The following is a 12,300-nucleotide window of genomic DNA, read 5'->3' as shown; positions in this document are numbered from 1 at the left end:
GTGAAAGATGGCAAGCAGTCGCGAAAAATTGAGAGAAGTTCTGTTATCTACGTAGGAAACGAGATTTTGTGCCTGAAGATGTGTCGAGGGCTGGTTTTAATTGCGCGCCCATTATCAGGCGCGCAATCGAGCATTTCAGGGCTGGAACGCGCCGATAAAGATCGCCGGGTCGACCCGTGCATCGTTCAGGCTGATGTTCCAGTGCATATGCGGCCCGGTCGCGCGGCCCGTGGCGCCGACTTTGCCAACCACCGTGCCACGCGTGAGCTGATCACCGACTTTCACGTCGATCTTCGACATGTGGCAGAACATGCTGATAAAGCCCTGTCCGTGGTCGACGAACACGGTATTGCCGTTGAAGAAGTAGTTGCCCACCAGAATCACTTTACCGTTGGCCGGCGTCTTGATCGGTGTACCGGCCGGCACGGCAAAGTCCAGGCCTGAATGGGGGTTGCGCTCCTCACCGTTGAAGAACCGCCGCACGCCAAACTTGCTCGACAGTGGCCCGTTTACGGGTTTGTCCAACACCAGGTTGCTCGGCAGGTTCGGGCTGAAACTGCGGTAAGCCTTGATCTGCACCGCCAGTTCCGCCTCGATGCGCTTGAGCTGCGCCGGGTCGGGATTCACCTGGCTTTTGTTTTTCAGGGTGATGCGCTGTTCGGGGTACTTCTTGTAGCCGACGATAAACGGCAGGTTGCGCCCGCCGCTGGTGATACGTTCATTGCCGGGCTTGACCGTCAACGGAATGCCGACAATCGCCAGCCAGTTGTCCGCCTCCTTCACCACCAACACCGGCTTGCCCTGGTACGTGGCTTTGGGCGCAGCGGCGGAAGGGCCCAGTTCGACCACGGCAACCCCACCCGGCACCGGCTTGTTCAAGGTGCGGATGATGTAGCTATCGGCATGAGCATTAAAGGCAAGGCACAGCAGCATCAACACACTAAAGAGACGTGGCATCAGTTAGTCCAATAACGAAAGGGTGACGGGTGTCAGGTGGTTGTCTTCCACCCGCACTTGCAATTGGCCCTCACCGAGACGTGCGGTGAGGCGCTGGCCGGTGTGGGTTTGGGCGGCATTGCGAATGGCCTGGCCGCGTTCGTCCAGCAGGATGCTGTAACCACGGCCCAGGGTCGCCAGCGGGCTGACCACGTGCAGCGTCTGCATCTGGCTTTGCAGCTGCAGGCGCCGCGCCTTGAGGCCTTCGCGCATGGCGCGGGGCAGGCGTTCGGCGAGGCTGTCCAGGCGTTGGCGCAGCAGCGCAAGTTGCCTGCCAGGGTGTTGGCCGGCGAGGCGGGTTTCCAGGCGGATCAGGCGCTCACGGCGGGTATTGAGGCTGCGCTCGAAAGCTCGGCGCAGGCGCATGTCCAGATCATCCAGGCGCTGGGCTTGCTGGCGCAGGCGCTCGCCAGGGTGACGCAAACGTCGCGCCATGCCCTCCAGGCGCAGGCGGTCGTGGCTCAGGCGGTTGCGCATCAGCATCACCAGGCGGCGATGCAGGTTCTCGACTTGGCGCACCAGATGGCTGGCGTCCGGCGCGAGCAATTCCGCTGCAGCGGAGGGCGTCGGGGCGCGCACGTCGGCCACGAAATCGCTGATGGACACATCGGTCTCATGCCCGACAGCGCTGACGATTGGCGTGACGCAAGCGTCCACCGCACGGGCCACAGCTTCTTCGTTGAAACACCAGAGGTCTTCCAGCGAACCACCGCCCCGGGCCAGGATCAGCGCATCGAAGCCACGCGCATCTGCCAGTTTCAATGCGCGCACAATTTGCGGGATCGCTTCGCGGCCTTGCACGGCGGTCGGGATCAGCGTCAGTTCAATGTTGGGTGCGCGACGCCGGAACACACTGATGATGTCGCGGATTACCGCGCCAGTCGGCGAACTGATGATGCCAATGCGCCGAGGGTGCGCCGGCAACGGCACTTTGCGTTCGGCGCTGAACAAGCCTTCGGCGCTGAGTTTTTCCTTCAGCGCATCGAACGCCAGGCGCAATGCTCCATCACCGGCGGGCTCCACGGTATCCAGGATCAGCTGGTAATCACCCCGGCCCTCGAACAGCGAAACCTTGCCGCGCACCTTCACTGCCAGGCCATCTTTCAACGCCTGACGCACCCGCGCGGCGTTGTTGCGAAACAGCGCGCAACGCACCTGCGCGCCGCTGTCCTTGAGGGTGAAATACACATGACCAGAGGCCGGGCGGGCAAGGTTGGAGATCTCGCCTTCGACCCAGATATTGGTGAACACGTCTTCCAGCAACACCCGCGCACGGCCGTTGAGCTGGCTGACAGTCAGGACTTCGCGGTCCAGGCCCAGGCGGGCAAAAGGATCTTTAATCATGGGCGGCAGTTTATAGGCATTCGTGCAAGGTTTGGCAGAATTGCTCCACCAGCGCGCTTGGCGTCTGTACGCAGGCCAGGGCCACGGTGCTGAGGCAGTTCGGGTCGGCCAGGGGCAAAAAGTGCAGGTTGGTGGGGGCGATGTCCTGCATGGATTTTGGTAACAAGGCAATACCGAAGCCGGCCTGGATCAACTGCAATTGGGTGGTCTTGCGTGACATCACCCGTGCGGCCTTGGGGAAGAATCCTGCACGCATGCACAATTCGGCTGACAGATAACTCAAGCCGCCGCGCTGGGGATGGGGAATCGAGATGAACGCTTCGTCCTTCAACTGCTCCAGTGCGATAGGCGAATGGCTGCGCGCGAGTGCGTGATTCGGCGGCACCGCCAGCAACAGCTGCTCGCTATATAAAGGCACGACGCGTACGCCTTCGCGCTGGCGCAACACGGGCAGGCGCAATAGCCCAACGTCCAGGCGACCGTCAGCGATCTGTTCCAGCTGCGCTTCGGAGGACAGTTTGACGATATCCATCGACACCCCTGGGCAGCGTTCCAGCCAGGTGCTGATACCCTGCAGCAATGGACCGCTCATCGGCACCGTGCTCGAATGGCTCAGGCGCAGCGTCCCCCGTTCGCCATTACCTACCTGCGTCGCCATCTCGCTGGCCTTGAGCAGTTCGCTCAGCAGATTGCGTGCTCGCGGGTAGAACGCTTCACCTGCCGCAGTGAGTCGTGGTTGGCGTGCAGTGCGCTCGAACAGTGGCGTTTGCAACTGTGTTTCGAGCTCTTTGATCTGCCGGCTCAAGGCTGACTGCGCCACAAACAGGCGCTCGGCGGCGGCGCTGAAGCTGCCGCTGTCGGCAATTTCGACGAAGTAACGCAGTTGGCGGGTGGATATCACGCGTCATGCCTTTTCGAGATGGGTGGAGGGCTTTGAAGATATTAGTCGCATCCCTGGCCGCTGGCTAAAGTGAAGGCCATCTCTAATAAGGAATTACCCATGAGCCCGGTTGAGCTGATGAGTCAGTGGTCGTTTGGTGGTGCGGATTGGTTGGTGATCGGCGTGGGTGTGGTGGTGGCCTACATCGTGTTTGGCATCGCCGGTTTCGGCACAGCGCTGGTCGCGGGGCCGATCCTGATACTGTTTATGCCGCTGTCGAAGATCATCCCACTGCTGGTGCTGCTGGATTTTGTCGCGGCGTTTGGCAACTTGCTGCAATCGCGGCGGGACGTGAACAAACCGGAATTGCTGCGCTTGCTGCCGTGCATGGCTATCGGTTGCACACTCGGCGTGGTGTTTTTGCTCAATCTGCACTCGGATCTATTGCTGCTATTGATGGGGCTGTTTATCAGTGCCTACGCGATTTACAGCTTGGCGGTGAAAGCGCGACCGACGCAGCTCGCGAGCGCTTGGTCGATTCCCATGGGTACGGTTGGCGGGTTGTTTGGGGCGCTGTTTGGCAGTGGTGGCTTTTTATATGCGATCTACCTGAACAGCCGCCTGCCCAAGGACGCGGCGCGTGCCACGCAAAGCGCGCTGATCAGCTGCAGCACGGTGGTGCGCCTGAGCCTGTTCCTGGTTGCCGGGGTGTATGCGGATCTGCCGCTGCTGATGTTGGCGCTGTGCCTGTTGCCGGCGATGGCCCTGGGGCTGTGGTGTGGGCGCAGGCTGACGATGCGCATGTCGCGCGAGGCGTTTGTGCGGTTGGTGACCTGGCTGGTGCTTGCCAGTGGCATAGCATTGATTGGACGGTATTTGAGTACTTGACCTGTGTGGAGCAGGGATTAAGCTGCCAGCCTTCAGGGCCCCATCGCGGGCAAGCCCGGCTCCCACACTGGAATGCGATCAACCGTGGGAGCCGGGCTTGCCCGCGATGGCGTCAGACGCCACACCGCAGGACTCCCATGAATTCCCAAAGCATCCTTGTTCCGAAAATCTCCACCTTGCCCGTCCACGAACCCCGCGCCCGGGCGATCGTGCGCTGGCTGGTGCGCAAGAACATCATCAAGGAAGAGCTGACCACCTGTGGCCGCACCGGCAACCGCATGGCCTATGCCTTGGCCGACGGCGCCCGCGCTGTGGTGTTGTACCCCGAGGCGTTGCCGTTCAACGAGCCGATCAACGGCCTGGAGATCATCTACAAGCGTTGCATCTACACGCCGGCCAAGGGCTTTCTCGAAGAAGCCGGTTGCCCGGAATGCCGCAAGGAAGTCGGCGAAGCGCTGTTCGAAAGCCTGGAAGACTGGATGCCCGGCCACACCGACAACTTCACGTGCCCGCTGTGTGGGCATGAAGACGACATCAACGGGTTTCTTTTCCTGCAGGAATGCGGGTTTTCCAACTTGGGATTCATCTTCAATAACTGGGCAGAAGCGGGGTTCAAGCAGAGCTTTATCGACGAATTTGCCGATTGGTTGGACCAGAAGATGAGTTGGGTCAAAGTCGAGCTTTAATCTGTCTGTAGGTGCGAGCTCGCGCCGACAGAAAGGCAGCAGATTTTCTCCATCTATCAGTATTACCAAGTTTGTCAGAGTTTTACATTGAGCCCGACAGGGTGCATGTATATAATGGCGCGCTTCCATTTTCCCGCTCGGGAGCCCCCGCGATGCTGCGTATCAGCCAAGAAGCTCTGACATTCGACGACATTCTCCTAGTGCCCGGTTATTCCGAGGTGCTTCCTAACGAAGTCAGTCTCAAGACCCGCCTAACCCGTGGCATCGAGCTGAATATTCCTCTTGTTTCCGCTGCCATGGACACCGTCACTGAAGCCCGTCTGGCCATCGCCATGGCTCAGGAAGGCGGCATCGGCATCATCCACAAGAACATGACCATCGAGCAGCAAGCTGCCGAAGTGCGCAAGGTCAAGCGTTACGAAGCCGGTGTGGTGAAAGATCCAATCACCATCGAAGCCGACGCCACCGTGCGTGACCTGTTCGACCTGACCCGTCTGCACAACATCTCCGGCGTTCCGGTGCTGCACGATGGCGACCTGGTCGGCATCGTCACTTCCCGTGACGTGCGTTTCGAGAACCGTCTTGAAGTCACTGTCCGTGAAGTGATGACGCCGAAAGAGCGTCTGGTCACTGTCAAGGAAGGCGCCGACAAGAACGATGTGCGCGAACTGCTGCACAAGCACCGCATCGAGCGCGTGCTGATCGTCGACGACAAGTTCGCCCTCAAAGGCATGATGACCGTCAACGACATCGAAAAAGCCAAGGCTTACCCACTGGCCAGCAAGGATGACCAAGGTCGTCTGCGCGTCGGCGCGGCGGTCGGCACTGGTAAAGACACCGGTGACCGTGTTTCGGCCCTGGTCGCTGCCGGTGTTGACGTGGTGGTGGTCGACACTGCCCACGGTCACTCCAAAGGCGTGATCGACCGCGTGCGTTGGGTCAAACAGAACTTCCCTGAAGTGCAAGTGATCGGCGGCAACATCGCCACCGGCGCTGCTGCCAAGGCTCTGGCCGAAGCGGGCGCGGACGCCGTCAAGGTCGGTATCGGCCCAGGTTCGATCTGCACCACGCGTATCGTTGCGGGTGTGGGCGTGCCGCAAATCAGCGCCATCGCCAACGTCGCCGCCGCCCTTGAAGGCACTGGCGTTCCGTTGATCGCCGACGGCGGCATCCGTTTCTCCGGTGACCTGTCCAAGGCCATCGTGGCCGGCGCTTCCTGCGTGATGATGGGCTCGATGTTCGCCGGTACTGAAGAAGCGCCAGGCGAGATCGAACTGTTCCAGGGCCGTTCCTACAAGGCTTACCGTGGCATGGGTTCGCTGGGCGCCATGTCCCAGGCGCAAGGTTCTTCCGACCGTTACTTCCAGGACTCCTCGGCAGGCGCCGAGAAGCTCGTACCGGAAGGCATCGAAGGCCGTGTGCCGTACAAAGGCACCCTGAGCGCGATCATCCATCAACTGATGGGCGGCCTGCGTTCCTCGATGGGCTACACCGGCAGCGCCGACATCGAAGAAATGCGCACCAAGCCAGAGTTCGTACGGATCACCGGCGCCGGCATGGCTGAATCCCATGTCCACGACGTGCAGATCACCAAGGAAGCGCCAAACTACCGCGTAGGTTGAAGCTTCCAGCAAAATGTTAAGTAACCGGGGCTGTTCTTCAGCCCCGAGTTGTTTCTGATTCATTAGACGAGACTGACTTCATGGCCCTCGACATTCACGCCCACCGCATCCTGATCCTCGATTTCGGTTCCCAGTACACCCAGCTGATCGCCCGCCGCGTGCGTGAAATCGGCGTGTACTGCGAACTGCATCCGTTCGACATGGACGACGAAGCGATCCGCGAATTCGCACCGAAAGGCGTCATCCTCGCCGGTGGTCCAGAATCCGTGCACGAAGCCAACAGCCCGCGCTGCCCGCAAGCGGTCTTCGACCTGGGCGTACCGGTGTTCGGCATCTGCTACGGCATGCAGACCATGGCCGAGCAACTGGGCGGCAAGGTGGAAGGCTCCGAGCTGCGTGAATTCGGTTATGCCCGTGTGGACGTGGTCGGCAAGAGCCGCCTGTTGGACGGCATCGAAGACCACATCGACGCCGACGGCCTGTTCGGCCTCGACGTGTGGATGAGCCACGGTGACAAAGTCACCAAGATGCCGGAAGACTTCCACATCCTGGCCAGCACCCCGAGCTGCCCGATCGCCGGCATGTTCAGCGACGAACGTCGTTACTACGGCGTGCAGTTCCACCCGGAAGTGACCCACACCAAGCAAGGCGGCCGCATCCTGTCGCGCTTCATCCTCGACATCTGCGAGTGTGAAGCCCTGTGGACCCCGTCGAAAATCGCTGAAGACGCCATCGCCCAGGTGCGCGCCCAAGTCGGTACCGACAACGTATTGCTCGGCCTGTCCGGCGGCGTTGACTCCTCCGTGGTAGCCGCCCTGCTGCACAAAGCCATTGGCGATCAACTGACCTGCGTGTTCGTCGACAACGGCCTGCTGCGCCTGCACGAAGGCGAGCAAGTGATGGCTATGTTTGCCGAGAACATGGGCGTCAAGGTGATCCGCGCCAACGCCGAGGACCAGTTCCTCAACAACCTGGCCGGCGAGTCCGACCCGGAGAAGAAGCGCAAGATCATCGGCCGTACCTTCATTGACGTGTTCGATGCCCAGTCCAGCAAACTGGACAACATCAAATACCTCGCCCAAGGCACCATCTACCCCGACGTGATCGAGTCGGCCGGCGCCAAGAGCGGCAAGGCCCATGTGATCAAGTCCCACCACAACGTGGGTGGCCTGCCTGAGGAAATGAACCTCAAGCTGGTAGAGCCGCTGCGCGAACTGTTCAAGGACGAAGTCCGCCGTCTGGGCCTGGAGCTGGGCCTGCCGTACGACATGGTCTACCGCCACCCATTCCCAGGCCCAGGCCTGGGCGTGCGGATCCTCGGTGAAGTGAAGAAGGAATACGCCGACCTGCTGCGTCGCGCCGACCACATCTTCATCGAAGAACTGCGCAAAGCCGACTGGTACCACAAAGTCAGCCAGGCTTTCGTGGTGTTCCAGCCGGTCAAGTCCGTTGGTGTCGTCGGCGATGGCCGTCGTTACGCCTGGGTCGTGGCCCTGCGTGCCGTGGAAACCATCGACTTCATGACCGCCCGCTGGGCACACCTGCCGTACGAACTGCTGGAAACTGTCAGCGGCCGTATCATCAATGAAATCGAAGGCATTTCGCGCGTGACCTATGACGTGTCGAGCAAGCCGCCGGCGACGATTGAGTGGGAGTGATCCCTCATCGCACTACACAAAGGCCCGCGTAAAGCGGGCTTTTGTTTTTGTCGGTACAGGCGTTAAACATTATCTCCGCCAGCTGCGCCAGCCCGGTTCCTTCAAGGCACATTTTTATATAGATGTGCTGTCTCATTGGCAGCCGCTGCGCCGCTCATCGGGACTGAGATTTTTTCAGTGCCGCTGACGAAGCCCACGTCACCCAGCGAAACCGAGCTTGAGGGCGTTTTGCATCGTCGTCAGGCTGGATTCCGTAGGCTCGGTCAGCTCGGGCGTATGTGGAACTTTCACTCTGCAGATGGCTCTACAAAGGCCTTCTTTTAGACTATTCAGGGATCGAATGAAAACTTCTTTGGCGTTTCCGCTCGCGATCACTTTCGCTCTTATCATGACTGGCTGCAGCAGCCGTCAGGCGGGTGATCTTACTTCAGAGCCGGTCGTTCCACTGGCCATGAATGACCATCAAGCCAGCGTGACTTTCCGTACCATAGGCGGTGAGGGTGATCGTCCTGTCAGTTACACGTACGGGTATGCCAATACTGGATTTGTGAGCGTGGGGGAGCGGGTTTACGACTCTGCTTACTTCAAGCGCATACCGGCTTATCTGAAGAAAATCGGCGGTGGTACTGACAGCGTCAGTAAGCTGGTCGAGGCGGACAAAACGTTGTTCGTGAAAGGGGAGGTCAAGGACAAACCGTTTACCTTTAACGGTATTCCCATGCCTACGCCGTTCGACAAAGAGCAGCCTGTTGCGCAGCAATTCACCCCGCAAGCGAAGAAAAATTACGTGGTTGAAACCGTGATCGCCGACACGTGGGTCATGAACGTGTACGAAGTCTCAGCAACGGGTGAGCGCAAGACCATTGGCGTTCCGAAAAAAGATGCCGGCGCAAACTGACTGCGCAGAGATCCTTGAGAGGCAAAGGCTGAGCGTGATGGGGTGTTATCGACGCGCTACCGTCGATGACCACGCCGCGAGAGTGATGCAGTACTCAGGCGAGCGTTGAATAACAAAACCCCGGCCAGGTGCCGGGGTTTTGTGTTTCAGGCTGCAGGCCAAGTCAAAAAAACTCGTCCAGCAAACAATAGAACTTCAGACGCTGCTCATCGGGCTCCACACCATACACCTGAAAAAAGGGCTTCACCCATGCCTGGCCCAGGTTGCGTTCAATACTTCGCGCTGCCAGGGCCAGGTCTTGATAACGGTCACTGATCCCCAGGCGACCGCAGTCGATGAAACCGCTGAAGCGACCATCGGCTGTCATGAAGTTCGGCAGGCAGGCGTCGCCGTGGGTGACGACCCGATCATGGGTCTTTGGCTGGGTCGACAACAGTTCGGCAAACACGTCCTCGGCACTTCGCCCCAGTCGCTCGTCGTCAAAGTCCGACGCGTCCACCAGCCCCGCGCTGACGTGTTCCCGGGCGCGGGTGATACGTTGATCAAGTGAGTGATCGAAGGGGCAAAGTGCGACAGGAAGCTGATGCAACGTACGCAGCGCTGTCGCCAGTATGTGGATGACCTGCGCGGCAGAAAGCTCGTTGGCGCTGGCCAGGTTCTGTCCGGGCACGGTGGTCATCAGCAGCCAATGGCGATGGTCTTCTTTCACTTCATCCAGGACCCCAGGCGCAGGCAGATCAACTTGCCGCAGCCACCGAAGCCGCTCGATTTCGTCTGCCAGCTCACCGTGTTCCTCAAGGGGTTCGGACTTCAGGAACAGGTCCGTGCCGTCGTCCTGGCGCAGGCGAAAGACATCTGCGCGCGATTCGCCGATGACTTGCTGCTCAATGAGCGCATCAGGGTATTGTTCACGCCATTTGTTTGGAATTTTCATGGATGTTTCCGGCTTACCGACGCGCAATGTCCGAAAAATAAAACTTATCCAACGTATGCCGCGACTCGGTGTACTCGAACTGCCGCCCGTCCTGCAAAAACGTCTGGTTACTCACCACGATCACATGGCTCTGCCCTTCGAGGTCCAGGTGGGTCTGGTCGTCCTTGCCGCGTGGCAGGGCTTCGATGGTGCGTTGGGCGTAGGCAATTTGCAGCTGCAATGTCTGTTCGATAAAGGCGTAGATCGACTGTTCGGCAATCGAGCGGTCCAGGCCGGGGATCACGTCGGCCACGAAGTGGTTGATGTCGAGGATCACCCGTTTGCCGCCGATGCGCCGTACCCGTTTGATACGGGTGATCAGGGTGCCGGGTTCTGCTTCGATGTGTTGCAGCAGTGAACCTTCCAGCGGGAATTGAGTGAATTCGACCACTTCTGTGTGCACGTCATCGCCCAGGTCGGCGTGGGTTTCGTGGAAGCTGACGATACCGCCCAGTTGGAACTCGATCGGGTTGGGCGACAACACGAAAGTACCCTTGCCGTGGATCTTTTGCGCAAACCCTCGCTCCTGCAACTGCTCGATGGCCCGACGCACGGTGCCTCGGCTGGCCTGGTAGCTGTCCATCAGTTCGGTTTCGGAGGGAAGGCGTGTGCCGCGCTGCAGGCGTTCGGTGGTGATGCTGGCAAGCAGATCCGTATAGATCTGGTTGTATTTGCTCATGGGGATGGCTCTTTGCCGGGGTTGCGGTCAAGGCAGGAACCTTAGTGGCAGAGAGGGTGTTTGTCCATTAGACCCTTGGCTTTATGCGGCTTGCAGCGATGCGCTGTCCTACAAAAAATAAACAAAGTGTAACTCGTACAGACGAGTACTTTTGGCCTCGGCGTGCTGCCAATGACTGTCCCCCAATAAAAAAATCAAAGTGGAAACCAAGCATGAGCCACGACTATTCGACCATCGCCCGCGAGATTCTCGAGAACCTCGGGGGCAGCGACAATCTTGAGCAAGCTGCCCATTGTGTTACCCGCCTGCGCCTGGCACTCAAGGACCCGAGCCTGGTCAACAGCAGCGCACTGAACCAGGTCGACCTGGTCAAGGGGTCGTTCTTCACCGGTGGGTTGTTCCAGGTGGTGATCGGCCCCGGCGAAGTGGAGAAGGTCTACGCCGCCCTGCGCGAACAGACCGGCCTCGCCGCCGCCACCATCGCCGACGTGAAGAAGAAGGGCGCCGACAAGACCAACGCGATGCAGCGTCTGGTGCGGGTGTTCTCCGACGTGTTCATGCCGATCCTGCCTGCGCTGATCATTGCCGGCCTGTTGATGGGTGTGAACAACCTGATGGGCGCCCAGGGCATGTTCATCGAGGGCAAGACGCTGCTGGAGGCCTATCCGAACCTGGATGGCCTGTGGAGCCTGATCAACCTGATGGCCAACACCTCGTTCGTGTTCCTCCCGGCGCTGGTGGGCTGGTCGGCGGCCAAACGTTTTGGCGGCAGTGAAATCCTCGGCATCGTGCTTGGCCTGATGCTGGTGCATCCGGATTTGCTCAACGCCTGGAACTACGGCAAGGCGGTCGCCGGGCTGGACGGCCAGAGCCTGCCGTACTTCGATATTTTCGGTTGGTTCAAGATTGAGAAAGTGGGTTATCAGGGGCAGATCCTGCCGATCCTGATGGCCGCCTATGTGATGAGCGTGATTGAGAAAGGGCTGCGGGCGCGAGTGCCCAATGCGATTCAACTGCTGGTCGTGCCGATTACCACCATCGTCGTCACTGGCGTGCTCGCCCTGGCCATTATCGGTCCGGTGACCCGTCACCTCGGCATCCTGATCACCGAAGGCGTGGTCACCCTGTTTGACCTGGCGCCGATGGTGGGCGGGGCGATTTTCGGCCTGCTGTACGCCCCGCTGGTGATCACCGGCATGCACCACATGTTCCTCGCCGTGGACCTGCAACTGATCTCCACCCAGGGCGGCACCTTCATCTGGCCGATGATCGTCATGTCCAACCTGGCCCAGGGCAGCGCCGCGCTCGCGGTGTTCTACACCACCCGCAATGCGCGGGACAAAAGCATGGCGTCCACCTCAGCGATTTCCGCGTACTTCGGCATCACTGAACCGGCGATGTTCGGGGTGAACCTGCGCTTCAAGTTTCCCTTTTATGCGGCCCTCGTGGGCTCGGCGTTGGGCAGCATTTTCCTCGCGTTGAACAAGGTGCAGGCGTCGGCCATTGGGGTGGGGGGCTTGCCTGGGTTTATCTCGATCGTGCCGCAATCCATTGCGGTGTTTGTGATCGGCATGGTCATCGCGATGGTGGTGCCGTTTGTTTTGACCTGTGCGTTGAGCATGAAAATTGTTCGGCCGGGGTATCGCGTCGCTTGATCGATGGCTATCGCAGGCAAG

At 59.8% G+C, this 12,300-nt stretch carries 11 protein-coding genes; 6 read left to right on the top strand and 5 right to left on the bottom strand.

What is annotated here, in order from left to right; genetic code table 11:
- Window positions 1-135 precede the first annotated feature (135 nt).
- From BMZ57_RS23400 to BMZ57_RS23390, 3 genes are read right to left on the bottom strand one after another with little or no spacing between them, the layout of a single operon-like run.
- Window positions 136-957: a M23 family metallopeptidase gene (locus BMZ57_RS23400; RefSeq protein WP_010207926.1), complete on the bottom strand. Its 822-nt coding sequence runs from the start codon at window positions 955-957 to the stop codon at window positions 136-138.
- 3 nt (window positions 958-960) lie between these two features.
- A complete protein-coding gene (gene xseA / locus BMZ57_RS23395) occupies window positions 961-2,340 on the bottom strand; it encodes an exodeoxyribonuclease VII large subunit (protein WP_033898617.1) in 1,380 nt (459 codons plus the stop codon).
- A gap of 10 nt (window positions 2,341-2,350) precedes the next feature.
- Window positions 2,351-3,241, bottom strand: a complete 891-nt coding sequence (locus BMZ57_RS23390; protein ID WP_010207932.1) for a LysR family transcriptional regulator — start codon at window positions 3,239-3,241, stop codon at window positions 2,351-2,353.
- Window positions 3,242-3,340: 99 nt separating this feature from the next.
- On the opposite strand from BMZ57_RS23390, the gene BMZ57_RS23385 reads away from it, so the two are divergent.
- The 5 genes from BMZ57_RS23385 to BMZ57_RS23365 all read left to right on the top strand — a co-directional run bounded on the left by BMZ57_RS23385 (window position 3,341) and on the right by BMZ57_RS23365 (window position 8,972).
- Window positions 3,341-4,108: a sulfite exporter TauE/SafE family protein gene (locus tag BMZ57_RS23385; protein ID WP_010207934.1), complete on the top strand. Its 768-nt coding sequence runs from the start codon at window positions 3,341-3,343 to the stop codon at window positions 4,106-4,108.
- 137 nt (window positions 4,109-4,245) lie between these two features.
- Entirely contained in the window at window positions 4,246-4,794 is a 549-nt protein-coding gene (locus BMZ57_RS23380; protein ID WP_044287834.1) for a hypothetical protein, read from the top strand.
- A gap of 152 nt (window positions 4,795-4,946) precedes the next feature.
- On the top strand, window positions 4,947-6,416 hold the full coding sequence (gene guaB / locus BMZ57_RS23375) for an IMP dehydrogenase (protein WP_010207937.1): 1,470 nt from the start codon (window positions 4,947-4,949) through the stop codon (window positions 6,414-6,416).
- Between the two features lie 80 nt (window positions 6,417-6,496).
- Window positions 6,497-8,074 carry a glutamine-hydrolyzing GMP synthase gene (gene guaA, locus BMZ57_RS23370; RefSeq protein WP_010207938.1) on the top strand — a complete coding sequence of 526 codons (1,578 nt, stop codon included), beginning with the start codon at window positions 6,497-6,499 and terminating at the stop codon, window positions 8,072-8,074.
- A gap of 340 nt (window positions 8,075-8,414) precedes the next feature.
- The gene (locus tag BMZ57_RS23365) at window positions 8,415-8,972 is read left to right on the top strand and encodes a hypothetical protein (protein WP_010207940.1); all 558 of its coding nucleotides are present in this window, start codon (window positions 8,415-8,417) and stop codon (window positions 8,970-8,972) included.
- Between the two features lie 163 nt (window positions 8,973-9,135).
- Here BMZ57_RS23365 and BMZ57_RS23360 read toward each other — a convergent pair whose 3' ends face one another.
- Entirely contained in the window at window positions 9,136-9,906 is a 771-nt protein-coding gene (locus BMZ57_RS23360) for an APH(3')-II family aminoglycoside O-phosphotransferase (protein WP_010207941.1), read from the bottom strand.
- A 13-nt stretch (window positions 9,907-9,919) separates the two neighbouring features.
- A complete protein-coding gene (gene treR, locus BMZ57_RS23355; RefSeq protein ID WP_010207942.1) occupies window positions 9,920-10,624 on the bottom strand; it encodes a trehalose operon repressor in 705 nt (234 codons plus the stop codon).
- A gap of 212 nt (window positions 10,625-10,836) precedes the next feature.
- Between treR and treP the strand changes: the two genes are divergently transcribed.
- Window positions 10,837-12,279 (top strand): PTS system trehalose-specific EIIBC component, encoded by a 1,443-nt coding sequence (gene treP, locus BMZ57_RS23350; RefSeq protein ID WP_069672768.1) that lies wholly within the window; start codon window positions 10,837-10,839, stop codon window positions 12,277-12,279.
- Window positions 12,280-12,300: the final 21 nt, after the last annotated feature.

The sequence above is a fragment of the Pseudomonas simiae genome (assembly GCF_900111895.1).
GTDB classification, from domain to species: Bacteria; Pseudomonadota; Gammaproteobacteria; order Pseudomonadales; family Pseudomonadaceae; genus Aquipseudomonas; species Aquipseudomonas simiae.
The sequence above is the reverse complement of the archived record's forward strand: the minus strand, read 5'-3'. Positions and strand labels throughout refer to the sequence as shown.

What these genes read in the sequence shown, in the direction of transcription:
- BMZ57_RS23360 (WP_010207941.1), bottom strand. Translation starts at nt 9,906, where the DNA reads ATGAAAATTCCAAACAAATGGCGTGAACAATACCCTGATGCGCTCATT.
- BMZ57_RS23385 (WP_010207934.1), top strand. Translation starts at nt 3,341, where the DNA reads ATGAGCCCGGTTGAGCTGATGAGTCAGTGGTCGTTTGGTGGTGCGGAT.
- BMZ57_RS23380 (WP_044287834.1), top strand. Translation starts at nt 4,246, where the DNA reads ATGAATTCCCAAAGCATCCTTGTTCCGAAAATCTCCACCTTGCCCGTC.
- xseA (WP_033898617.1), bottom strand. Translation starts at nt 2,340, where the DNA reads ATGATTAAAGATCCTTTTGCCCGCCTGGGCCTGGACCGCGAAGTCCTG.
- BMZ57_RS23400 (WP_010207926.1), bottom strand. Translation starts at nt 957, where the DNA reads ATGCCACGTCTCTTTAGTGTGTTGATGCTGCTGTGCCTTGCCTTTAAT.
- guaA (WP_010207938.1), top strand. Translation starts at nt 6,497, where the DNA reads ATGGCCCTCGACATTCACGCCCACCGCATCCTGATCCTCGATTTCGGT.
- treP (WP_069672768.1), top strand. Translation starts at nt 10,837, where the DNA reads ATGAGCCACGACTATTCGACCATCGCCCGCGAGATTCTCGAGAACCTC.
- guaB (WP_010207937.1), top strand. Translation starts at nt 4,947, where the DNA reads ATGCTGCGTATCAGCCAAGAAGCTCTGACATTCGACGACATTCTCCTA.
- treR (WP_010207942.1), bottom strand. Translation starts at nt 10,624, where the DNA reads ATGAGCAAATACAACCAGATCTATACGGATCTGCTTGCCAGCATCACC.
- BMZ57_RS23365 (WP_010207940.1), top strand. Translation starts at nt 8,415, where the DNA reads ATGAAAACTTCTTTGGCGTTTCCGCTCGCGATCACTTTCGCTCTTATC.